Source organism: Streptomyces sp. NBC_01176, from assembly GCF_045039825.1.
Classification (GTDB): domain Bacteria; phylum Actinomycetota; class Actinomycetes; order Streptomycetales; family Streptomycetaceae; genus Streptomyces.
The window spans coordinates 6,255,316-6,279,213 of record NZ_CP108600.1 but is presented as its reverse complement, the minus strand read 5'-3'; the positions used below and the strand labels follow the sequence as shown (position 1 = coordinate 6,279,213).

The 23,898-nt window shown below is 71.4% G+C and carries 18 protein-coding genes; 14 read left to right on the top strand and 4 right to left on the bottom strand.

Translation table 11 applies throughout. The features are described from left to right. Positions 1 to 140: 140 nt before the first annotated feature. The 13 genes from OG199_RS27100 to OG199_RS27040 all read left to right on the top strand — a co-directional run bounded on the left by OG199_RS27100 (position 141) and on the right by OG199_RS27040 (position 19,135). On the top strand, positions 141 to 1,352 hold the full coding sequence (locus OG199_RS27100; protein WP_356808757.1) for an ROK family transcriptional regulator: 1,212 nt from the start codon (positions 141 to 143) through the stop codon (positions 1,350 to 1,352). A 68-nt stretch (positions 1,353 to 1,420) separates the two neighbouring features. Next, the gene (locus tag OG199_RS27095) at positions 1,421 to 2,758 is read left to right on the top strand and encodes an ABC transporter substrate-binding protein (RefSeq protein ID WP_405831679.1); all 1,338 of its coding nucleotides are present in this window, start codon (positions 1,421 to 1,423) and stop codon (positions 2,756 to 2,758) included. A 14-nt stretch (positions 2,759 to 2,772) separates the two neighbouring features. Beyond that, positions 2,773 to 3,717: a sugar ABC transporter permease gene (locus tag OG199_RS27090; RefSeq protein ID WP_356808755.1), complete on the top strand. Its 945-nt coding sequence runs from the start codon at positions 2,773 to 2,775 to the stop codon at positions 3,715 to 3,717. Between the two features lie 2 nt (positions 3,718 to 3,719). Continuing rightward, positions 3,720 to 4,634, top strand: coding sequence for a carbohydrate ABC transporter permease (locus tag OG199_RS27085; RefSeq protein WP_385083661.1), 915 nt, complete (start codon positions 3,720 to 3,722; stop codon positions 4,632 to 4,634). Between the two features lie 2 nt (positions 4,635 to 4,636). Further along, positions 4,637 to 5,902 (top strand): 6-phospho-beta-glucosidase, encoded by a 1,266-nt coding sequence (locus OG199_RS27080; protein WP_356808754.1) that lies wholly within the window; start codon positions 4,637 to 4,639, stop codon positions 5,900 to 5,902. Continuing rightward, positions 5,899 to 6,912 carry an N-acetylglucosamine kinase gene (locus OG199_RS27075; protein ID WP_401808633.1) on the top strand — a complete coding sequence of 338 codons (1,014 nt, stop codon included), beginning with the start codon at positions 5,899 to 5,901 and terminating at the stop codon, positions 6,910 to 6,912. Before OG199_RS27080 ends, OG199_RS27075 begins: the two co-directional genes overlap by 4 nt. Before the next feature lie 1,309 nt (positions 6,913 to 8,221). Beyond that, positions 8,222 to 9,676: a hypothetical protein gene (locus OG199_RS27070; RefSeq protein ID WP_401808630.1), complete on the top strand. Its 1,455-nt coding sequence runs from the start codon at positions 8,222 to 8,224 to the stop codon at positions 9,674 to 9,676. Between the two features lie 14 nt (positions 9,677 to 9,690). Further along, positions 9,691 to 10,707: a glutamate ABC transporter substrate-binding protein gene (locus OG199_RS27065; RefSeq protein WP_356800931.1), complete on the top strand. Its 1,017-nt coding sequence runs from the start codon at positions 9,691 to 9,693 to the stop codon at positions 10,705 to 10,707. Between the two features lie 113 nt (positions 10,708 to 10,820). Then, positions 10,821 to 12,146, top strand: a complete 1,326-nt coding sequence (locus tag OG199_RS27060) for a hypothetical protein (protein WP_356800930.1) — start codon at positions 10,821 to 10,823, stop codon at positions 12,144 to 12,146. 91 nt (positions 12,147 to 12,237) lie between these two features. After that, on the top strand, positions 12,238 to 14,745 hold the full coding sequence (locus OG199_RS27055; RefSeq protein ID WP_405834679.1) for a tetratricopeptide repeat protein: 2,508 nt from the start codon (positions 12,238 to 12,240) through the stop codon (positions 14,743 to 14,745). After that, positions 14,746 to 16,239 carry a protein phosphatase 2C domain-containing protein gene (locus OG199_RS27050; RefSeq protein WP_405831675.1) on the top strand — a complete coding sequence of 498 codons (1,494 nt, stop codon included), beginning with the start codon at positions 14,746 to 14,748 and terminating at the stop codon, positions 16,237 to 16,239. Between the two features lie 153 nt (positions 16,240 to 16,392). Continuing rightward, a complete protein-coding gene (locus OG199_RS27045; protein WP_356800928.1) occupies positions 16,393 to 17,739 on the top strand; it encodes a VWA domain-containing protein in 1,347 nt (448 codons plus the stop codon). A gap of 73 nt (positions 17,740 to 17,812) precedes the next feature. Continuing rightward, positions 17,813 to 19,135, top strand: a complete 1,323-nt coding sequence (locus OG199_RS27040) for an FHA domain-containing protein (protein WP_405831673.1) — start codon at positions 17,813 to 17,815, stop codon at positions 19,133 to 19,135. Positions 19,136 to 19,258: 123 nt separating this feature from the next. Here the strand turns inward: OG199_RS27040 and OG199_RS27035 are convergent, their stop codons facing one another. Continuing rightward, positions 19,259 to 20,242, bottom strand: coding sequence for a methyltransferase domain-containing protein (locus OG199_RS27035; RefSeq protein ID WP_405831671.1), 984 nt, complete (start codon positions 20,240 to 20,242; stop codon positions 19,259 to 19,261). A gap of 226 nt (positions 20,243 to 20,468) precedes the next feature. Here OG199_RS27035 and OG199_RS27030 point away from each other — a divergent pair, with 226 nt between their 5' ends. Next, entirely contained in the window at positions 20,469 to 20,882 is a 414-nt protein-coding gene (locus OG199_RS27030; RefSeq protein ID WP_266699241.1) for a globin, read from the top strand. A gap of 167 nt (positions 20,883 to 21,049) precedes the next feature. Here the strand turns inward: OG199_RS27030 and OG199_RS27025 are convergent, their stop codons facing one another. Genes OG199_RS27025 through ettA form a run of 3 tightly spaced genes read right to left on the bottom strand, consistent with a single transcriptional unit; the run spans position 21,050 to position 23,813 of the window. Further along, positions 21,050 to 21,739, bottom strand: coding sequence for a hypothetical protein (locus tag OG199_RS27025; RefSeq protein ID WP_356800925.1), 690 nt, complete (start codon positions 21,737 to 21,739; stop codon positions 21,050 to 21,052). Then, positions 21,736 to 22,146, bottom strand: coding sequence for a thioesterase family protein (locus OG199_RS27020; protein ID WP_266699243.1), 411 nt, complete (start codon positions 22,144 to 22,146; stop codon positions 21,736 to 21,738). The genes OG199_RS27025 and OG199_RS27020 overlap by 4 nt, the downstream gene beginning before the upstream one ends. A 2-nt stretch (positions 22,147 to 22,148) precedes the next feature. Further along, the gene (gene ettA / locus OG199_RS27015; protein WP_356800924.1) at positions 22,149 to 23,813 is read right to left on the bottom strand and encodes an energy-dependent translational throttle protein EttA; all 1,665 of its coding nucleotides are present in this window, start codon (positions 23,811 to 23,813) and stop codon (positions 22,149 to 22,151) included. Positions 23,814 to 23,898 lie beyond the last annotated feature (85 nt).

Below are 23,898 nucleotides of genomic sequence, written 5' to 3'. Positions count from 1 at the left end.
TCTTGACGCCTCCGCGACCTGCGGCCTACGGTCCTCCCACCAATAGGAAACCTTCCTAACAATGATCTTGCAGTGGACTTCCCCGCGACCACCCTGGGAAGCTGAGCGACTGGGCAGTTGAAAGGCAGGTGTCGACCCACATGGCAGGATCCGCCGGCACGCCGGGCACCCCGCGCGTCCTGCGCGCCATGAACGACCGCGCCGCCCTCGATCTGCTGCTCGCGCACGGGCCGCTCTCGCGGACCAGGATCGGAAAGCTGACCGGGCTGTCCAAGCCCACCGCCTCCCAGCTCCTCGCCCGGCTGGAAGCGGCCGGACTGGTGCTCGCCACCGGCACCAGCGAGGGGCGGCCGGGCCCCAACGCCCAGCTGTACGCGGTGAATCCGGTCGCCGCCCACGCGGCGGGCCTGGACGTCACCCCCGAGCGCATCCTCGCCGCCGTCGCCGACGTGACGGGCCGGACCGTGGGTGAGTACGAACTGCTGACGCCCGGCCGGCGCCCCGCGCAGCCCGTCGTGCGTCAGGTCACCGACGCCCTCGACGGCGCGGTGAAGGAGGCGGGGCTGGCCCGCGACGACGTGCACCGGCTCGTCATCGGCACCCCCGGCGCCTTCGACCCCAACACCGGACGGCTGCGGTACGCCTCCCACCTGCCCGGCTGGCACGCCCCGAGCCTCCTCGACGACCTGGCGGCCGCGCTGCCCATGCCGGTCGAGTACGAGAACGACGTCAACCTCGTCGCCATCGCCGAACAGCGACTCGGCGCGGCGCGCGGACACGAGGACTTCGTCCTGCTGTGGAACGAGGGGGGCCTGGGCGCCGCCCTCGTACTCGGCGGACGGCTGCACCGCGGCTGGACCGGCGGCGCCGGAGAGGTCGGCTTCCTGCCGGTACCCGGCGCACCCCTCGTACGGCAGGTGACCAAGGCCAACAGCGGCGGCTACCAGGAACTCGCCGGCTCCCAGGCCCTCCCGAAACTCGCCCGCGAGCTGGGCGTCCAGCCGATCCCCGCCGGGTCGTACACCGAGGTCGCCGCCGCCCTCGTCGGGCAGGCCGCCACCCGCGACGAAGGCCCCCACCGCAGGCTCCTGGAGACGTACGCGACCGGACTGGCCACCGGTCTCGCCTCACTCGTCTCGGTGCTCGACCCCGAACTCGTCGTCCTCAGCGGCTCCTCGCTCACCGCCGGCGGCGAACCACTGCGCGCCCTGGTGCAGGCCGAGCTGGAGGAGCTGGCCGCGTCCCGCCCGCGCCTCGTGGTCGGCGACGTACACGAACACCCCGTGCTGCGCGGCGCGTTGGAGAGCGCGCTGGCGGCCACCCGCGACGAGGTGTTCGACACCTCCCGCTGACCCCCCTCGACCCACTCGCCCGTCCCGCCCACACCACCGCCCCGGCCCTGCCCTAGGGAGACACCGCCATGCCCGGAATATCCAGGAAAGTCGCCACCGCACTCGCCGCTTCCGCGTCCCTCGCCCTGCTCACCACCGCCTGTACCGGCCAGTCGGACTCCAGCGCGAACGACGACGCCTCCAAGGAGACGACGATCAACTTCTGGCACGCCTGGAGCGCGCCGGGCGAGGTCCAGGGCGTGAAGTCCCTGGTCGCGGGGTTCGAGAAGGCGCACCCGAACATCCACGTCAACATCGTCGCCAACATGACCGACGACAAGATCAACCAAGCGCTGCGTTCCGGCGGTGACAAGGCGCCCGACGTGATCTCCTCGTTCACCACCAACAACGTGGGCAAGTTCTGCTCCTCGGGCGCGCTCGTCGATCTCAACCCCTTCTTCAAGAAGGCCGGCATCGACGCGGCGACGACCTTCCCGAAGGCGATGAACGAGTACACCCAGTTCGACGGCAACCGCTGCACGGTGCCGCTGCTCGGCGACGCGTACGGGCTCTACTACAACAAGACCGCGTTCAAGAAGGCCGGGATCACCGCGCCCCCGAAGACCTGGTCCGAATTCGAGTCGGACGCCAAGAAGTTGACCGTCCCCAAGGGCGACTCCTACTCCCAGCTCGGATTCATGCCGAACTACCACGGCTGGGAGTCCACCACCGAGCACTACTTCGGACAGTTCTCCCCCACCTACTTCGACAAGAGCGGCAAGTCCAGCATCGCCAAGGACCCCGCCTTCGAGGCCGGGTTCACCCTCCAGAAGAAGCTCGTCGACGAACTCGGCGGCTACCAGAAGCTGGAGAAGTACCGGTCCAAGCTCGGTGACGAGTGGGGCCCCAAGCACCCCTTCCACACCGGTCAGGTCGCCATGCAGCTGGACGGCGAGTGGCGGCTCGGCATGGCGGAGGAGGCCAAGCCCGGCTTCGAGATCGGCGTCGCCCCGCTGCCCGTTCCCGACGACCAGGCCGCCCAGTACGGCAAGGGTTACATCACCGGCACCATCGCGGGCATCGCGGCCACCAGCAAGAAGCAGAACGCCGCCTGGGAACTGGTCAAATACATGACCACGGACACGGACGCCGTCGTCGGCTTCGCCAACGCCATCCACAACGTCCCCTCCACGCTCGCGGCGCTCAAGTCCCCGAAGCTGAAGTACGACCCCCGTTTCAAGACCTTCCTGGACATCGCCTCCAACCCGAACTCGACGACGACCCCCGCGTCCATCAACGGCGGCACCTACCTCGTGACGATCCAGCAGTTCGGGTACGACTACGAGAGCGGCAAGGCCAAGGATCTGAAGGCCGGTCTGCAGAAGACCGCCGCACAGATCGACACGGACATCGCGCAGGCGAAGTAGGAAGCAGTACGGACATGAGCGCCACCTACACCCTGCGCGCCAAGCGACGCCGGGCGGCCCTGAGAACAGCCGCCTTCATGTCGCCCTGGCTGATCGGCTTCGCGGTCTTCTTCGCCTATCCGCTGCTCTCCACCGTCTACTTCTCGTTCATGCACTACGACGGCTTCAAACCGCCGACGTGGAGCGGGACGAAGAACTGGTCCTACGTCTTCCGGCACTACCCGCTGTTCTGGCCCGCGCTGCGCAACACCCTGTGGCTGGTCCTGGTCATGGTGAGCCTGCGGGTCGTCTTCGGGCTCGGCATCGGACTCCTCATCACGAAGATCAAGACGGCCACGGGCGTCTTCCGCACCCTCTTCTACCTGCCCTACCTCGCACCGCCCGTCGCCGCCACGATGGCCTTCGCCTTCCTCCTCAACCCCGGTACGGGGCCGGTCAACTCGATCCTGGAGAAGGTCGGCATCCCGGCGCCGGGCTGGTTCAACGACCCCAGCTGGTCCAAGCCCGCCCTCACCCTGCTCGCCCTGTGGGGCATCGGCGACCTGATGGTCATCTTCATGGCCGCGCTGCTGGACGTACCGACCGAGCAGTACGAGGCGGCGGAGCTGGACGGCGCGTCGGCCTGGCAGCGGTTCCGGTACGTGACGCTGCCGAACATCTCGCCGATCGTCATGTTCGCGGTGGTCACCGGCGTGATCCAGACCATGCAGTACTACACACAACCGCTCATCGCCGGGAAAGTCGCGTCGGGCGTCATCCAGGGCGCCGGTACGCAGTTCGAACCCGGCTACCCCGACAAGTCGACGCTCACCCTGCCCCAGCTCGTCTACAACCTCGGCTTCCAGCGCTTCGACTACGGCTCCGCCTGTGTGGTCGCGCTCGTGCTGTTCGCCCTGTCCATGGTGTTCACCGCGTTCCTGATGCGGCGCCGGGGCGGTCTCATCCAGGCAGGTGACTGACCATGACCCAAGCACCTCAGGTGTCCCGTGTGCTCGACCGGCCGGCGGAGCCGCGGACGAGGACCGTCTCCCCCGCCGAGCGCACCGCCCGCCGCAGGACGCTCCTGGAGTGGATCGCGGTCCACGCGCTCGGCGTCGCGGCCGCCCTCTTCTTCGTCCTCCCCTTCGTGTTCGTGTTCCTCACCTCGCTGATGAGCGACACCCAGGCGCTCAGCCGCGACCTGATCCCGCACACCTGGGAGTGGGGCAACTACAAGAAGGTCTTCGACACCCCGGGCTTCCTCACCTGGTGGAAGAACACCCTGCTGTACGCCGGCGCCGGCACCGTCCTGACGGTCGTGTCGTCGATCCCCGTCGCCTACGCGCTCGCCAAGTTCCGCTTCCGCGGCCGGAACCTGTCGCTGATGCTGGTCATCTCGATGATGATGCTGCCGCCGCAGGTCGTCATCATCCCGATGTACCTGTTCTGGGCGAAGCAGCTGGACCTGTCCGGAACCCTCTGGCCGCTGATCATCCCGATGGCGTTCGGCGACGCCTTCTCCATCTTCCTGCTGCGGCAGTTCCTGATGACCATCCCGAACGAGTACCTCGACGCGGCGAAGGTCGACGGCTGCGGGGACCTGCGGACCCTGCTGAAGGTCGTCCTGCCGATGGCGCGGCCCGGGATCGCCGCCGTGGCCCTGTTCCAGTTCTTCTACGCCTGGAACGACTACTTCGGGCCGCAGATCTACGCCTCCGAGAACCCCGGTGCCTGGACGCTGTCCTACGGCCTGGAGTCGTTCAAGGGCGCGCACCACACCGACTGGAATCTCACCATGGCCGCGACCGTACTGGTCATGGCCCCCGTGATCCTCGTGTTCTTCTTCGCGCAGAAGGCGTTCGTCGAGGGCGTCACGCTCACCGGAGTGAAGGGCTGACTATGAAACTGGCAGTAGTGGGCGGGGGCTCCACCTACACCCCTGAACTCATCGACGGCTTCGCCCGGTTGCGGGACACCCTGCCGGTCGAGGAACTGGTCCTCGTCGATCCGGCCCCCGAACGGCTGGAGTTGGTGGGCGGCCTCGCCCGGCGCATCTTCGCCAAGCAGGGGCACCCCGGCCGGATCGTCACCACCGACGACCTGGACGCCGGCGTCGAGGGCGCCGACGCCGTACTGCTCCAGCTGCGCGTCGGCGGCCAGGCGGCCCGCGAGCAGGACGAGACCTGGCCCCTGGAGTGCGGCTGCGTCGGCCAGGAGACGACGGGCGCGGGCGGCCTGGCCAAGGCGCTGCGCACGGTGCCGGTGGTGCTGGACATCGCCGAGCGCGTCCGCCGTGCCAACCCGAACGCCTGGATCATCGACTTCACCAACCCCGTCGGGATCGTCACCCGCGCCCTGCTCCAGGCCGGACACCGGGCCGTCGGGCTGTGCAACGTGGCGATCGGATTCCAGCGCAGGTTCGCCGCGATGCTCGGGGTCGCGCCCGCGGACGTCCATCTGGACCATGTCGGCCTCAACCACCTCACCTGGGAAACCGGTGTGCGCCTGGGTGGCCCCGAAGGCGACAACGTCCTGCCGAAGCTGCTCGCCGAGCACGGCGACGCCCTCGCCGACGACCTGCGCCTGCCGCGCGACATCATCGACCGGCTGGGCGTCGTCCCGTCCTACTACCTGCGCTACTTCTACGCCCACGACGAGGTCGTACGAGAGCTGCGCACCAAGCCGTCGCGGGCCGCCGAAGTCGCCGAGATGGAACGGGAACTGCTGAAGATGTACGGCGACCCGTCCCTCGACGAGAAGCCGGCGCTGCTCGCCAAGCGGGGCGGCGCCTACTACTCGGAGGCGGCCGTCGACCTCGCGGCCGCGCTGCTCGGCGGGGGCGGCAGCCCGTACCAGGTGGTGAACACGTACAACAAGGGCACGCTGCCGTTCCTGCCGGACGACGCCGTGATCGAGGTGCAGGCGGCGGTCGGTCCGCACGGGCCGACGCCCATGCCGGTGCAGGCCGTGGACCCGCTGTACGCCGGGCTGATGGCCAACGTCACCGCGTACGAGGACCTGGCCCTGGAGGCCGCCCTGCGAGGCGGCCGCGACCGGGTCTTCCGGGCCCTTCTCAGCCACCCCCTGGTCGGCCAGTACGCGTACGCCGACGCCCTGACCGACCAGCTGATCGCGCACAACCGGGAGCACCTCGCGTGGGCATGACCTCATCGGGATCCGAAGCCGGGACGGCCTCCGGGTCCGGCCCCGCGGGTCCGGTGCTCGCCATCGACGCGGGGAACAGCAAGACCGACGTCGCGGTGGTCGCGGCCGATGGCACGGTGCTCGCCGCCGCGCGCGGCGGCGGGTTCCGGCCGCCGACGGTCGGTGTCGACGTGGCCGTGGACGCGCTCGCCGAGGCGGTCGGCCGGGCCTTCGCCGAGGCCGGGGTCGACTCGGTCGCCCATGTCTCGGCATGTCTGGCCAACGCCGATCTTCCCGTGGAGGAAGCCCAGTTGGCGGACGCGCTGCGGGCGCGCGCGTGGAGCGCCAGCGTGGAGGTGCGCAACGACACGTTCGCGATCCTGCGGGCCGGGATCGCGGAGCCGCGCGGGGTCGCCGTGGTGTGCGGCGCCGGTATCAACTGCGTCGGCATGCTGCCCGACGGCCGCACCGCCCGCTTCCCGGCGCTGGGCCGCATCTCCGGGGACTGGGGCGGGGGTTGGGGGCTGGCGGAGGAGGCACTGTGGCACGCGGCGCGGGCCGAGGACGGGCGTGGCGGCCCGACGGCGCTGTCCCGCACGCTGCCCGGCCACTTCGGGCTCGACTCCATGTACGCGCTGATCGAGGCGCTGCATCTGGAGCACATCGGACAGGCGCGGCGACACGAGCTGACGCCGGTGCTGTTCGCCACGGCCGTGGACGGGGATCCGGTGGCCCGCGCGCTCGTCGACCGGCTCGCCGAGGAGGTCGTCGCGATGGCGACGGTGGCGCTGGCGCGGCTGGACCTCATGGACGAGGAGGCGCCCGTCCTCCTCGGCGGCAGCATTCTCGCGGCGCGTCATCCCCAACTCGACGACCGTATCCGCGAACTGCTCTCCGAGCGGGCCCCCAAGGCGGTCCCCCAGGTGGTCACGGCCCGTCCCGTGCTCGGCGCCGCGCTGCTGGGCCTGGATCACATAGGCGCCGTGGGCGAGGCCCACACCCGCGTACGGGGGTTCTACGAGGGTTCCTGAGGTCACCCGCCCCTGGGGGCTGCCGCCCCCTGGACCCCCGCATCGCCCGAAGGGCTCGTCCTCAGACGCCGGACGGGCTGAAAGACATGCCCCCGGCCCGAACCTGCCTGCGAGGCCCGACACCCCCAGCCCGGCCGGCCTGAAGGGCCTTGTCCTCAAACGCCGGACGGGCTGAGGGTGCGGGCCGGCGCTGAAAGCCTGCCCCCGACCTGGAACGATCCAGCAGCACGGGCGTGCACCCTCCAGCGCGGACCCGCACCTCCACCCGACGGCGAAACCCTCCAACACAGGCCCCATCTCCACCCGACGGCGAAACCCTCCAGCGCAGGCCCGCACCTCCACCCGGCGGCGGAACCCTCCAACACCGCCTGCACCTCCACCCGACCGCGAGAACCCACCACCAGCCCGCACCCCCACCCGACCGCGGGAACCCTCCAACACCAGCCCGCATCCCCACCCGACGGCGAAACCCTCCAGCGCAGGCCCCCATCTCCACCCGGCGGCGGGACTCTCCAGCGCAGGCCCGCGCCTCCACCCGACCGCAGAACCCTGCAGTGCAGGCCCCCATCTCCACCCACGGCGAAACCCTCCAACACCGCCCGCACCTCGACCCGACCGCGAGAACCCACCACCAGCCCGCATCCCCACCCGACGGCGGGAACCCACCACCACCAGCCCGCGCCCCCACCCGACGGCGAAACCCTCCAACACAGGCCCGCACCTCCACCCGGCGGCGGAACCCTCCAACACCGCCCGCACCTCCACCCGACCGCGGGAACCCCCACCACCAGCCCGCACCCCCACCCGGCGGCAGGACTCTCCGGCGCAGACCCGCATATCCAGCCCGTCCGCAGAACCCTGCAGTGCAGGCCCCCATCTCCACCCGACGGCGAAACCCTCCAGCGCAGGCCCGCACCCCCACCCGACCGCGAAACCCTCCAACACCAGCCCGCACCTCCACCCGGCGGCGGAACTCTCCAGCGCAGGCCCGCATCTCCAGCCCGTCCGGCGTTTGAGGACGAGCCCTTCGGGCGATGCGGGGGTCCAGGGGGCGGCAGCCCCTTGGCGGGGGGCTGGGGGCGGAGCCCCCAGACGGCGGCCACCAGAGGCAAGGGAACCGAACGGATACCGAACGCGTATTCATGGTCAGGGGGATCCCGCACACCGCACCGTCGGAATCCGAACAAGATCCAGTCAAGGCCTGTGCGGATGTCGGCCCCGACGGCGATACTTGCGGCCGTGCACCTCCCCTTCGCGCTCCCGCGCACGCGGGGGACGGTGACCGACGGATGACCATGGGGGAGGTCAAGTGACACACCCGCCGCAAGGCAGCACGGCACCACCACGGCCCACGGCCGCAGCCACGATGCCGGCCGTCCCGCCGCAGTCCGGCTCCCCCGCGCCGCCGGGCAGACCCCCGGCGACGGGCCCCGACGCGATGCCTCCGCGCCGCACGGCCTGGGCCGAGGGCGTCGACCGGCTGCGCGCCGCGGCGACGACGGAGCCGGGCCGGCTCCGTATCATCGGCGCCGTACTCGCCCTGCTGGTCGTCGCGTTCGGCGCGGTCACCGCCTGGCAGACGACGGAGCGTTCGGCGGCGGCGGACGACGTGCTGCACAGCAGTCAGCCGCTGAGCGCCGGCGCGGCGGACATCTACCGTTCCCTCGCGGACGCCAACACCGCAGCCTCCAGTGGCTTCCTGGCGGGCGGTCAGGAGACGGCGGCCTCCCGCGACCGGTACGAGAAGGACATCCGGACGGCGGCCCAGGGACTGATCACCGCCGCGGCCAGCTCCGATCCCGGCTCCCCCTCCGCGCACACCATCACGAGGCTCAACCAGCTGCTGCCCGAGTACAAGGGCCTGGTCGAGCGGGCCCGTGCCAACAACCGCCTGGGCTACCCGCTGGGCGGCGCCTACCTGCGGTACGCGAACGAGAAGATGCAGGGGGAGATGCTCCCGGCCGCCAAGGATCTCTACGAGCGCGAGAACAAGCGGCTGGGTGCCGACTACGCGGACGCCAAGCCCTATCCGTGGGCGGCCATCGGTCTCGGCGTGCTGGTGCTGGCCGGACTCGCCTGGGCCCAGCACCGTCATTACCGGCACACGAACCGGGTGCTGAACCAGGGCATGGTCGCCGCCACCGCCGCCTCGACGGTCGTCCTGCTCTGGCTCGTGGTCGGCCACACCGTGGCCCGGGCCGAGCTGAACGCCTCGTACGACCACGGCGTCCGTTCGCTGAACGTGCTGCACGACGCCCGGATCGCGTCGCTGAACGCCCGGGGCAACGAGAACCTGACCCTGGTCAGCCGCGGCGCGGAGACGAAGAAGGTGTCGGCCACCGAGGTGGTGGACCGGTACGACTACGACTTCCAGCAGGACATGAAGACGCTCACCCAGGGGCTGGCCCTGGCGGCGGACCTCGCCGACGACAAGGCGGGCGAGGCCCCCGTGACCGCGGCGACCGGCAACATGAAGGTCTGGAAGGCCCGTCACCTGGACGCCCGCAAGGCCGACGACGACGGCAACTACCAGGGCGCGCTGGACAAGGTCATAGGCGCCAAGGGCGCGACGGGCGAGTGCTTCGATGGCGTCGACACCAACCTCGCGCTGGCGCTGACGCACGAGGAGAGCGAGTTCAAGCGGGCCGCGGGCGACGGCCTGGGCGCGATGACCGGTCTGCCGGCCGGTGCGGCGGCCCTCGCGGTGCTGGCCGCCGCGGGCGCGCTGCTGGGCATCGGGCGCAGGCTTTCGGAGTACCGGTGAAAGGGGGCTCGGCGATGACCGCACGGCGCCTGCGGGCGAGTCTGAAGGGCTGGGGTGGCGTGGGAGCGATGGCCCTCGCCCTGGTCGTCACCGCGGTCTTCGCCCTGCTGCTGCCGCTGAGCAGCGCCCGCGGGGAGGGCGGTGCGGGCATCGGCGGACAGGGCGTGGCCCGGGGCACCCAGGCGAAGGCCGACTCGTGCACCGACGGCACCGCGCAGGACAAGAGCCCCGCGCCGTCCGGTGACGAGAGCGGCGACACGATCACGGCCATCAAGGAGCGCGGCTATCTGTCGGTCGGTGTCGACCAGAACAGCTACCGCTGGGGCTACCGCGATCCGAACAGCACGAAGAAGAGCAGTGACCTGGAGGGCTTCGACATCGATCTCGCGCACGAGATCGCGAAGGAGATCCTCGGCAGCCCGACCGCCGTCCGGTTCCACGCCATCCCCACCAACCAGCGCGTCCCGGCTATCCAGAACGGCCAGGTCGACATGGTGGTCCGCACCATGACGATCACCTGTGACCGGCTGAAGGACGTCGCGTTCTCCGACCCCTACTTCGTGACCGGCCAGCAGGTACTGGCCCCGAAGGCCTCGGACATCAAGGGCTACGACAAGTCGCTGGCGCGGCACCGGATCTGCACGGCGTCGGGGTCCACCGCCCACGACAAGCTGGCCGCCGACCAGAAGGCGGGCGAACTCGCCTCCTCCGCGGACATCTCCACCACCGTGCCCAACCAACTCGACTGTCTGGTGCGGCTGCAGCTCGGTCAGGTCGACGCCGTGGTGACCGACGGCGCGCTCGCCGCGAGCCAGGCCGCGCAGGACCCGACCGTCGAACTGAAGGGCAGCACCTTCACCACCGAGTACTACGGCGTGGCGATGAAGCAGGGCGCGGAGGATCTGGTACGCCGGGTCAACCAGGTGCTGGTGGACTACGTCAAGAGCGGTGGCTGGCAGGCCTCGTACGACAAGTGGCTGTCCCCGACCCTGGGCGCGGACTCGCCGTCGTCGAAGCCACCCGCGACGTGACACCGTCGGACACCTCGGGGCAAGCCGCAGGGGCGACCGAGCTGATACGACTGGAGAGTTACCCCGGCGCACCGGACGGGCGCGCGGGCACGACCGAGAGCGAGAGGTGATCGATGGGCGTCACGGGACCCCCCGGGCCGGTGATGGACCGGGACGAGGTGGACCGTGCGCTGGCGCGGCTCGGCGCGGAGCACGAGGCCATCGAGACCTCGCTCCTCGCCCTGCAGGACCACGCGGGCCGCAGACTCCTCGAAGGCGCCGAGCTCACGGGCACGACCAGGGAACGCTGGACGACCGCGGACGCGTCGATCACGCTGCTGTGGGCGTACTTCGACGCGTACACGGACGCGCTGCGCTCCGCCCGCGACATCCGTTCGCGGCGGCGCTGGTCGAGCCGTGAGGACCTGGTCGAGCTGACCGAGCTGCTGCGCGGCGCGAGCGTCACGGTCGCCGGTTCGGCCACCGCGACGGCGAACGCCCCGACGCTGTCCGGAGCGGGCCGGCTCAGCGAGCAGTTCTCGCTGGCCGCCCTGGTGGAGCGGATGAACGAGTTGTACGCGTCCTCGCTCGACATGGTCGTGACCGCGGACGCCGTCTGGTCCGCGCTGCCCGCCCGGATCGATTTACTGGCCGCGGAGCTCCAGCGCACCCGCCAGCTCGCGCACTCCGTGGGCGTGCGCCCTGGTGAGCACCCGTCGGGTGACGATCTGGAGCGGATCACCCGGACGCTGACCACCCTGCGCGAGCGTGTCGTCTCCGACCCGCTGGCCTTCTGGGTTCCCGCGCAGGGCAGTTCGGCGCCCGGCGGCGGCCGTCCGGACACGACGACGTACGACCGCGAGGCGCGCGCCCTGGAGGACGTGCGCCGGGAGATCGACGCGGTGCTCACCGTCCGGCAGGACGCGGAGGCACGGCTGGTGCGGCTGCGCGATCTGCTCAGCCGTGCGGACCGTACGCTCGCGGAGGCGCGAAGCGCCCGCGGTGAGGTGCTGGCGAAGATCGCCGCGTCCGAGGTGCCCGCCGTCAGCGGCCCCCCGACGGTGCTGCAGGAGCAGTTGGCGACGGCGGCGGAGTACCGCAGACATGCCCAGTGGCACCGTCTCTCGCCGCTTCTGGAGGCTCTGGAGGAGAAGGCCGAGGACGAACTGCTGCGTGCCCGCGAGTCGTTGACCGCGGTCACCGCGCCGCTGGCGATCCGCGCGGAACTGCGCGGGCGCCTCGACGCGTACAAGGCGAAGGTGGCACGGCACGGCCTCGCGGAGGATCCGTTCCTCATCGAGCGCTACGACGCGGCGCGGCGAATGCTGTGGAGCGCGCCCTGCGATCTGCGGGTCGCCGAGGACGCGGTGCTGCGCTATCAGCGCGCGGCGGCCGATCTGCTGAGCCCTCGGGTGCCGGAGCAGGGCGGCCCCACCGACCGGAGAGGGCCCCAGGCGTGAGCGGTGAAGGTGATGCGGTGTGAGTGAACAGCCTGTGGGCGAGGAGCGGCGCACGTGCCAGCGACCCGGTTGCCCGGGGTCGTACGAGGACATGGGCGACGGCGAGCTGTACTGCGACACGTGCGGTCTGGCACCGGTCGTCTCGGCGACCGGCATGGTGGGCTCGCCCCCGACCGGGATCACGGCCGGCGGGCGGGGTTCGCGCGGGTCCGGCAGCCGCAGCGCCCGCTCCGGTTCGCCGGCCAGCTCCCGTACGTCGTCGCGCTCCTCGCAGTCCCGGCGCTCGGTCTCCGGCCGGCTGTCGCGTTCGGTGTCGGGCACGTCGACCGGCCGCTCGGTGTCGGTGCGCAGCTCCGGTTCGTCCACCGGTACCGGTGGACGCGGCCGGCTCGGCGCGGGTCTGGTGCAGGTCCCGGACGTACCGCGGCCGGACCCGCGCGCGATGGTCCTGGAGAACCCGGAGGTGCCCGAGCGCAAGCGGTTCTGCTCGCGCTCCGACTGCGGCGCGCCGGTGGGGCGTTCGCGGGGCGAGCGGACCGGCCGCACCGAGGGGTTCTGCACCAAGTGCGGTCACCCCTACTCGTTCGTGCCGAAGCTTCAGGCGGCCGACATCGTGCACGGCCAGTACGAGGTGGTGGGCTGTCTCGCGCACGGCGGCCTCGGCTGGGTCTACCTGGCCGTCGACCGTGCGGTCTCCGACCGCTGGGTGGTCCTCAAGGGCCTGCTGGACACGGGCGACCAGGACGCGATGGAGGCGGCGATCTCCGAGCGGCGCTTCCTCGCGGAGATCGAGCACGCCAACATCGTGCGGATCTACAACTTCGTCGAGCACCTGGACCAGCGGACCGGGTCGCTGGACGGGTACATCGTGATGGAGTACGTCGGCGGCAAGTCCCTCAAGGAGATCGCCAACGGACGCCGGACGGCGGACGGCAAGCGCGATCCGCTGCCGGTGGAGCAGGCCTGCGCGTACGGGATCGAGGCCCTGGAGGCGCTCGGGCACCTGCACAGCCGCAACCTGCTGTACTGCGACTTCAAGGTCGACAACGCGATCCAGACCGAGGACCAGCTCAAGCTGATCGACATGGGCGCGGTGCGCAGGATGGACGACGAGGAGTCGGCCATCTACGGCACGGTGGGCTACCAGGCGCCGGAGGTGGCCGAGGTCGGCCCGTCGGTCGCCTCCGACCTGTACACGGTCGCGCGCACGCTCGCCGTCCTCACCTTCGACTTCCAGGGCTACACGAACGTGTTCGTGGACTCCCTGCCGGATCCGGACACCATCGAGGTCTTCCGCCAGTACGAGTCGTTCTACCGGCTGCTGGTCCGCGCCACCGATCCCGACCCGGCCCGCCGGTTCGCCTCGGCGCAGGAGATGGCGGAGCAGCTCACGGGGGTGCTCAGGGAGGTCGTGTCCCTCCAGACGGGGCGTGCCCGCCCGGCGCTGTCCACGCTGTTCGGGCCCGAGCTCAAGCTCACGGACACGGAGCTGTTCGGGACGCTGGACGGGGACGTGTCGCGGCTGGGCGCGCGGATGGTGCCGGTGAGACGGAGAAAGGGCTTGCCGGCACCGCGGACCGGCGCCCACGGCACACCGGGCGCCAACGGCACGCCCGTGCTGCTGACGGCTCCCGCCCCCGCTCCGGTGACCCTGGTGAAGCCGCTGAACGCCGCCGCCACGGCCCTCGCGCTGCCGGTCCCCCTCGTCGACCCGGGCGACCCCAACGCGGGCTTCCTCGCGGGCCTGATGGCGTCCGCGCCCACCGAGCTGATCACCGCGCTGCAGGCGGCTCCCGCCGGCTCCCTGGAGCTGCGTCTGCGTGAGCTGCGGGCCCGGCTGGAGATGGGCGAGCTGACCGGTGCGGCCGGGGCGCTGGAAGCCCTGGAGGCGGACCATCCGGACGACTGGCGGGTGGTCTGGTACCGGGGCGTCGCGGCCCTGGCGACCGGGGAGCACGAGATCGCGGCGCTGTCCTTCGACGCGATCTACGACGCCTTCCCGGGGGAGCCCGCGCCGAAGCTGGCCCTCGGCCTGTGCGCGGAGGTGCTGGGGCAGCTGGACAACGCCGCCGAGTACTACCGCCTGGTGTGGACGACCGACCCCAGTTATGTCAGCTCGGCGTTCGGCCTGGCCCGAGTCCAGCTCGCGGCGGGCGACCGCCGTGGCTCCGTACGCACGCTGGAGTCCGTACCGGAGTCGTCGATCCACTACACGGCGGCGCGGGTCGCGGCCGTGCGGGCGCGGCTGCGGCAGCGGCTGGCCGAGGAGGCCGCGGCGGCGCCGTTCCTGGACGATCTGACCGCCGCCGCGGGCCAGGTCGAGGCGCTGGACGGATACGGTCTGGACGCCGTGCGACGCGAGCAGTTGTCGACGGAAGTCCTCGGCTGCGCCCTGGACTGGGTACTCTCCGGTAGCCAGGGTTCCGCCCCGCACTCCGGCGGCGGACGGGTGCTGCTCGGCAGTGAGCTGGACGAGCGCGGTCTCCGCTTCGGTCTGGAGCGCTCGTACCGCACGCTGGCCCGGCTCGCGCGGGGCGGCGAGGAGAGGATCGACCTGGTGGAACGTGCCAACCGTTACCGCCCCCGGACGTGGGTGTGATTGATGTCCCAGATGCCCCAGCCGACGGCCCTTTCGCGGTGCCCCAGTTGCGAGGAGCCCCTGGAGGCGGGTGACCGCTTCTGCGGTGCGTGCGGGTTCGACCTGTCCGCGGTGCCCGCACCGCCGGAGGACCACCCCACGATCACCATGAACGGCACGCCGGCGCCTCCGCCTTCGGCCGTCGCCTCCGTGGACTGGCCCGTCGCGCCCGAGCCGACGAACTCCGGCACACCCGTACACCGGGCCACCGACATCCAGGGAACCGACTCGGGCGGCTCGGAACTCCCGCACGAACACGGACACGGGCACGGGCACGGTCCGGGGCACGGGCAGCCGGGATCCGCGGGCCCGCAGCCCCCGGGCAGCCTGCCGTCCGGCGCACAGCCTCATGGCGCACAGCCGCCCGGCGCACAGCCGCCCGGCGCTCAGCCGCCCGGTGTGCGCTTCGACCGGCCCCCGGAGCCCGACGAGTACCCGCTGGCTCCCCCGGCCGGGCCCCCCGTCGGAGTCCCTGCGGAGGCCCCCGCCGGGCATCTGGCCGATCCGCGGACCGCGGACCTCGGCACGCCCCCCGCGGGCACCAAACTGTGCGTCGCCTGCCGCTCGGGCCACGTCGACAGCGACGGCTACTGCGAGAACTGCGGTCACGCCCAACCACGTGAACGCGACCACATGGAGCAGGAGTTGACCGCGGTCGCCGCGGTCAGCGACCGCGGTCTGCGCCATCACCGCAACGAGGACGCCTTCGCGCTCTCCTCGACCGCGCTGCCCGACGGCTCCCCCGCCGTCGTCGCGATCGTCTGCGACGGCGTCTCCTCGGCGACCCGCCCCGACGAGGCCTCGCTCGCCGCGTCCCGCGCGGCCGCCGAGGCACTGCTGGCGGCCCTGCCCCTGGGCACCCACCCGCAGCAGGCCATGCACGAGGCGATCGTCGCCGCCGCGGAGGCCGTCAACTCCCTGGCCGAGGCGCCCCCCGCCCACGACGAACACGCCCCGCACCAGAACGCGCCCGCCTGCACCCTGGTCGGCGCCGTCGTCACCCCCACCCTGCTGATCGTCGGCTGGGTCGGTGACAGCCGCGCCTACTGGGTCCCCGTGGACCGGAGTTCGCCCCCGGCCCGGCTCACCGAGGACGACTCCTGGGCCGCGCAGATGGTCGCCGCGGGCCTGATGAGCGAGGCGCAGGCGTACGCCGACGAGCGCGCCCACGCCATCACGGGCTGGCTCGGCGCGGACGCGTACGAACTGGAGCCGCACACCGCTTCCTTCAAGCCGGACCGGCCGGGTGTGGTGGTGGTCTGCACCGACGGACTGTGGAACTACGCCGAGGCGGCGGAGGAGATGGCCGAGGTCGTCCCGCTCGACGCCGCCGAACGGCCGCTGCACAGCGCCCAGGTGATGGTCGGCCACGCCCTGGACGGCGGGGGCCACGACAACGTAACAGTGGCCGTCGTACCGTTCCCCGCGCCGTCGCAGGGGGCAGGATCGGCCTGAGGCCGCAAAAAAGCGCAAGCGTCGACAACATCGTCAACGGCGACAACGGCGACAACGGCGCCAACGGGGTCGGCCTCGGACCGGAGGGGACCGGTCCGCGGACAGTCATCACCTCCGTCAACCACCGGAGGCCTTGAGGGGGACGAAGAAGGCATGGCCAATTTCTCGAAGTCGAGCGTGCCGCAGTTCTCGGTCGACGTGTACCAGAACGAGTACCTGCCCGAGAACGGCCGTGAGGTCAACGCCATCGTCACGGTGAGCGCCACCGGCGGCGGCACCGTCGGGAGCGCGGCCGGCGCGCCCCACCTGTACACGGCGGGGCAGAGCCCGGACGCAGCCGTGGCGATCATGGTCGACTGCTCGGGTTCGATGGACTACCCGCCGACCAAGATGCGCAACGCGCGGGACGCGACGGCCGCCGCGATCGACACCCTGCGCGACGGTGTGCACTTCGCGGTGATCGGCGGCACCCATGTCGCCAAGGAGGTCTACCCGGGCTCCGGGCGGCTCGCGGTGGCCGACGCGGCCACCCGCGAGCAGGCCAAGCAGTCGCTGCGCAGGCTGAGCGCGGGCGGCGGGACGGCGATCGGCACCTGGCTGCGCCTCGCCGACCGGCTGCTGTCGTCGGCGGAGGTGTCGATCCGGCACGGCATCCTGCTCACCGACGGCCGCAACGAACACGAGTCGCCGGAGGATCTGAAGGCCGCGCTGGACTCCTGCGCCGGACGGTTCACCTGTGACGCGCGTGGAGTGGGCACCGACTGGGAGGTCAAGGAGGTCACCGGGATCGCCTCGGCGCTGCTCGGCACCGCCGACATCGTCGCCGACCCCGCCGCCCTGTCCGCCGACTTCACGCAGATGATGGAGACGGCGATGGGCAAGGAGGTCGCGGACGTCTCGCTGCGGCTGTGGACGCCCGTCGGTACGACGATCAAGTTCGTGAAGCAAGTCGCTCCCACCGTCGCGGAACTGACCGGCCGTCGCACCGAGGCGGGCCCCCGCGCCGGCGACTATCCCACGGGTTCCTGGGGCGACGAGTCCCGCGACTACCACGTGTGCGTCGAGGTCCCCCTGGCCGGGGTCGGCCAGGAGATGCTGGCCGCCCGGGTCTCGCTGGTGATCCCGCAGGGTGACGGGAGCGTGCGGAACCTCGGCGCGCAGGGTCTCGTACGGGCGGTGTGGACCGACGACATGGTGGCCTCGACGAGGATCAACTCACAGGTCGCGCACTACACAGGTCAGGCGGAACTGGCACAAGTCATCCAACAGGGTCTCGATCTTCGCAAATCGGGAGATGTCGACGGCGCAACGGCCAAGCTGGGCCGCGCCGTTCAGCTCGCAAATGTGTCCGGCAACGCCGATACTGCGAAACTGCTTGCGAAGGTGGTGGACGTGGTCGACGCCGCGGCAGGTACTGTGCGATTGAAGGCAAAGGTCGAAGAGGCCGACGAAATGACGCTCGAGACCCGGTCCACAAAGACTGTTCGTGTAAAGAAGTAGCGAGCCCGGCTCCCGTGGGGAGCCGGAGAAACCCGGTCAGAACGACCGGAAGAGGAGAGGGGGAAGCGCCGACATGCCGACCTGCCCGAACGGACACCAGTCGGGTTCCGACGACTGGTGCGAGGTCTGCGGTCACCGCATGGCCGGTGCCGTGCCTCCGCCCCCACCGCCGCCGCCTGCCGGATACGGCTATCCGGCGCCGGGCTCGCAGCCCGGTCCCGGCGGACGGCAGCGCCACTCCCCCGTGCCCGGTGCCGAGCCGGAGCTCTGCCCGCAGTGCCGCACGCCCCGTGAGGGCGGTGCGCCGTTCTGCGAGGAGTGCCGGTGGAACTTCCTGACGAACACGGCGACCTCGTACACCCCGGCGGCGCCGCGCCCGCAGGCACCCGCGCCCGGGCTGCCCAATCCGGCGCTGCGGTTCCAGCAGTCGGGTCCGGGGCAGCCGGGCGGTCCGGGACAGCCCGGCGGTCCGGGGGGTGGCCCCGGTCACGACCCGTTCGACTACCAGAGCTCACGGCCCTCGCAGATGAACCGTCCCGCGGAACCGATTCCGCCATACGGGGCGGACCCCTCCGGTTTCCGCGGCGACCCGTCCCGTCAGGGCGGCCCTCCCGGCCCCTCCGGTGGTCCCGGCGGCCCCGCCGGCCCCGGCGGTCACGGCGGCTTCGGTGCCGACCCCTCGCGTCCGGGCCCGCCGCCCGGGCCCACGTCCGGCGGCCCCGGTGCCCCGCAGGCCTTCACGCAGCAGCCGGCCGCGCCCGCGTTCCCGCAGCAGGGCCAGCAGCAAGGCCAGCAGGGGCCCGGCCCCGGCGGCCCGTCCTTCGGCGGCGGTGACGACGACTGGGTGATCTCCCCGCCGGCCGGTGGCCAGGGCGGTCCCGGCGGTCGCCCCGGCGGTCCCGGCCCCGGTCAGGGCGGCGGCTACGGCTACCCGCAGCCGGGCGCGACCCAGGCCCCGCCCGGTGTCGGCTACCAGCAGCAGCGACAGCCGCTGTCCTGGAGCGTGACGATCGGCCCCGACCGCGAGTACTTCATGGCGATGATGCAGCGCTCCGGCCCCGAGGCCGCGGGCCTGAACCTGCCCGCGTACTCCCCGGAGCAGCAGCGCCCGCTCACCGGCAACCAGCTGACGATCGGCCGCCGCAGGCACTCCACCGGCGACACCCCCGACATCGACCTCGCGGTGCCCCCGGAGGACCCGGGGGTCTCGCACCAGCACGCGGTCCTGGTCCAGCAGCCGGACGGCAGCTGGGCGGTCGTCGACCAGAACTCGACGAACGGCACCACGGTCAACGGCGGCGAGGAGCCCATCCAGCCCTTCGTCCCGGTTCCGCTCCAGGACGGGGACCGGGTGCACGTCGGCGCCTGGACGACGATCACCATCAGGCTCGGCTGAGCGGCGCGTCCGGTACGCGTGCGGGGATCGCCTCCCGTACGCGTACTTCGCGCGTCCCGTGCCCGTACGAGGCCGCTCCAGTGCGCCCCGGGCCTCTCCCCGGGTGTGCGCGGTGCACGGGTTCTACGGCAGCGGCCAGGCGTGCGGCCCCTCGGGGTCGTCCAGCCACGCCCACGCGTCCGCGCCGCTGACCGTGATCCCGTACCGCTCGCGCACCGGCTGCCGCTCGCGCTCCCACAGCGTGAACGCCTCGTAGGGATCGAGGCTGCCCACCGTGAGCGTCAGCAGGAACCGGAACAGTTCGTCGCCGCGGGCCCGGCGCGGCAGCCCGCCCAGATGCTGCGGCTCCGGGTCGTCGGGCCGGGTGTCGCCGCGCAGCGGGACGAAATAGGCGGGTGTGTGCAGGAAGCGCCCCTCGGCGAACCCGGCGTCCCGGACCCGCAGCACGATCAGACCGGTGGCCAGCGGTGTGAGAATGAGCGCACCCGGACGGCACTGCGCCAGCCAGGGGCGCGGGATCGAGGTCAGCGTGCAGGTCGCGATGATCCGGTCGAACGGGGCCCGCTCGGGGACCCCGCGGGTGCCGTCACCGGTGACGACGGTGGGATGCCTGCCGACGGCGTCCAGGTGCTGTCGTGCGGACTCGGTTATCTCCGGGTCGAGGTCGACCGTGGTCACCAGGCCGTCACCGAGGCGGTGGGCGAGCAGCGCCGCGTTGTAGCCGGTCCCGGCACCGATCTCCAGTACGGCGTCCCCGTCCCGTATCTCCAGCGCGGTCAGCATCATCGCCATCAGCGACGGCTGGCTGCTGGAGGAGACCAGCTCGGCGTCTCGGACCCTGGTGGCCAGCGCGGTGTCCGCGTAGGCGCCGCGCACCCAGCGCTCCCGCTGTCCGGGGTCGGGGTCCTCGCACCACACCCGCTCGAAACCGTCCGAGGCGCCGACGTAGTAGTAGGGCACGAAGAGGTGGCGCGGGACCTCCTGGAACGCCTCCCGCCAGACCGGGTCGGCGTCCCAGGCCCCGCTGGCCTCGATCACGCGCACCAGCGCGGCCCGCGCCGACGTGGCGAGGTCGTCCAGATCCTTGTCGAGTGTGTGCGCGCCCATACCTCCACTGTGCTGCCGGGAGGGCCGGGAGGCGAGTGCCGGCCGGGCCGATCGGGTGTGCGCCGGCCGGTCCGGCCCGGGTGCGGCCGGCGGGCCGATCGGCGGCGCGGCCGTCGGGCGATCGTGGGGTGCGCGGACCTGGCCGGCGCCGGGCGCGGGCCGCCCCGGTCCGTCGGCCCAGGGAGTGGTCCTAAGCCTCGAGTCCTCGGTCACCGGGTCTGAGACCATGGGAGACGTGAATGAGATTCGGCGCGGCACGCTTCAGGAGCAGACCTTCTACGAGCAGGTCGGCGGCGAGGAGACCTTCCGACGCCTCGTGCACCGTTTCTACGAGGGAGTCGCCGAGGACCCGCTGCTGAAGCCCATGTATCCCGAGGAGGACCTGGGCCCTGCCGAGGAACGCCTCACGCTGTTCCTGATCCAGTACTGGGGCGGCCCGACGACCTACGGCGAGAACCGCGGCCACCCCCGGCTGCGGATGCGTCACGCCCCGTTCGCCGTCGACCAGGCGGCGCACGACGCCTGGCTCAAGCACATGCGCGTGGCCGTCGACGAGCTCGGCCTCTCCGAGGAGCACGAGCACACGCTGTGGAACTACCTGACGTACGCGGCGGCCTCGATGGTGAACACGGCGGGTTGACGGAGGCGGGCGGCGCCGGTCGCACGGCGCGGGTCGCCGAAGGGCCGGGGCCGCGCGGGCGATTTGTTGCAAGGGCCGGGCCCCGCAGGTACGGGCGAAGATTTAGGACGAAGGCCCCGCAGGTACGGGCGACTCGGGGCGAAGTCCCCGCAGGTTCGGGCGGCGGCTCAGCGGACGCTGACGTCCAGCGCTCCGAGTCCCGCCCGGCGGACGGCGATCGACCCGTAGGGCGTGCGGAGCCGCAGCCAGGCTCCCGACGAGTACAGGCCCAACGGGCTCTCCCCGGGGGCGGCCCGGCCGCCCGCACGGAGGAATCCCAGCGACTGCGCCGCGTGCGCGGCCCGTACCGGAAGGCCGCTGTCACCAATCGGCCGGGACCAGATCTCCCGCCCGATGCCGTCGAGTTCGGCGCGGGTACGCCGATCGGGCGCCAACTCCTCGGTACGGGACCGGAATTCGGCGACCGCGGCACCGACCGACGCACGCACGGCGTCCGGCGCGGGCAGCCCCGGCTCCTGCCGCCAGCCGCCACGGGGCGGCAGCACACCCGCCCACGGCGGGCCGGTGACGGCCGCGGGAACGGTGACCGTGGCCGCCGACTCCTCGACGGACTCCAGGAGTTCACCGGCGGAGACGGTCACGTCGAGCGTGACGTCGAGCCCGTTCTCGTACGGCTTGGCGAGCCGCACCGTACGGATCGCGAGGACCTCGAACGCCGGAGGGCGTCCGAAGACCGCGAGCGCGGTGCCGGACGCCTGGAGGCGCACGGCGGCCGCGCGGTCGTAGTGGATCAGCCGGGCGAGGAAGGCGGCGAGGTCCGCCGCCTCCCCGACGTCGGCGAGGTAGACGGCGGTCATGCCGCGACGGCCTCGTCCACGTCGTCCCGGTACTCCTCGAGGAACTCGCGCTCCTGCGCCGTGATCCGGCGCGGACGCTGCTGCGCGAAGTCGAACGGCACGATCACCGTCGAGGCCGTGACGTAGATCTGGTCCGGGTCCTTGACCTCGTAGGCGATCGTGAACGACGCCGCTCGTATCTGCGTCACCCACAGCTCGATGTCCACCGGCGTGTGCCGGTGGACCAGCTGCCGCTTGTAGTCGATCTCATGGCGCGCCACCACGGATCCCTGCTGGAAGTCCTTCTCCGGGCGGAACAGGAAGTCGATACGGGCTTCCTCCAGGTACCGGAGGAAGACCACGTTGTTCACGTGGCCGTACGCGTCCATGTCCGCCCAGCGCAGCGGGCAGCGGTAGATGTGCCGCAAGATCAGCCCCGGGTCAGCTTCTTGTAGGTGGCACGGTGCGGGCGGGCCGCGTCGGCGCCGAGCCGCTCGACCTTGTTCTTCTCGTACGACTCGAAGTTGCCCTCGAACCAGAACCACTTGGACTCGCCCTCGTACGCGAGGATGTGCGTCGCGACCCGGTCCAGGAACCAGCGGTCGTGGGAGACGACCACGGCCGCACCGGGGAACTCCAGCAGCGCGTTCTCGAGCGACGACAGGGTCTCGACGTCCAGGTCGTTCGTCGGCTCGTCGAGGAGCAGCAGGTTGCCGCCCTGCTTGAGGGTGAGCGCCAGGTTCAGACGGTTGCGCTCACCGCCGGACAGGACGCCGGCCGGCTTCTGCTGGTCGGGGCCCTTGAAGCCGAAGGCGGAGACGTACGCGCGCGACGGCATCTCGACCTGGCCCACGTTGATGTAGTCCAGCTCGTCCGAGACGACGGCCCACAGCGACTTCTTCGGGTCGATGTTCTCGCGGCTCTGGTCGACGTACGAGATCTTGACGGTCTCGCCGACCTTGATCGTGCCGGCGTCCGGGGTCTCCAGACCCTGGATCATCTTGAAGAGGGTCGTCTTGCCGGCGCCGTTCGGGCCGATGACGCCCACGATGCCGTTGCGCGGCAGCGTGAACGACAGGTCGTCGATGAGGACCTTGTCGCCGAAGGCCTTGGAGAGGTTGTTGACCTCGACCACGATGGAACCCAGGCGGGGGCCCGGCGGGATCTGGATCTCCTCGAAGTCCAGCTTCCGCATCTTGTCCGCCTCGGCGGCCATCTCCTCGTAGCGGGACAGACGCGCCTTGGACTTGGCCTGCCGGCCCTTGGCGTTGGACCGCACCCACTCCAGCTCTTCCTTGAGCCGCTTGGCGCGCTTGGCGTCCTTCTGGCCCTCGACCTTGAGACGCGAGGCCTTCTTGTCGAGGTACGTGGAGTAGTTGCCCTCGTAGGGGTGCGCGCGGCCTCGGTCGAGCTCGAGGATCCACTCGGCGACGTTGTCGAGGAAGTACCGGTCGTGGGTGACGGCGACGACGGTGCCGGGGTACTTCGCGAGGTGCTGCTCCAGCCACTGCACGGACTCGGCGTCCAGGTGGTTGGTGGGCTCGTCGAGGAGCAGCAGGTCGGGCGCCTCGATCAGCAGCTTGCACAGCGCGACGCGGCGCTTCTCACCACCGGAGAGGTTGGTGACCGGCCAGTCGCCGGGCGGGCAGCCCAGGGCGTCCATGGCCTGCTCCAGCTGGGCGTCCAGGTCCCACGCGTTGGCGTGGTCCAGGTCCTCCTGGAGCTTGCCCATCTCGTCGAGGAGCGCGTCCGAGTAGTCGGTCGCCATGAGCTCGGCGACCTCGTTGAAGCGCTTGAGCTTGCCCATGATCTCGGCGGCGCCGTCCTGGACGTTCTCCAGGACCGTCTTGGACTCGTCGAGCGGCGGCTCCTGAAGCAGCATGCCGACGCTGTAACCGGGCGACAGGAAAGCGTCGCCGTTGGAGGGCTGCTCGAGCCCCGCCATGATCTTGAGAACGGTGGACTTACCGGCACCGTTCGGACCGACCACACCGATCTTCGCACCCGGCAGGAAGCTCAGGGTGACGTCGTCGAGAATCACCTTGTCGCCGTGCGCCTTGCGCGTCTTGCGCATGGTGTAAATGAACTCAGCCAAGAGAAACCGTCCGGACGCTTGAAATCGGCAGTGGGCAGATACACCCCATCTTGCCTGACGGCCACCCCTCGAAGGAAACGCGTCT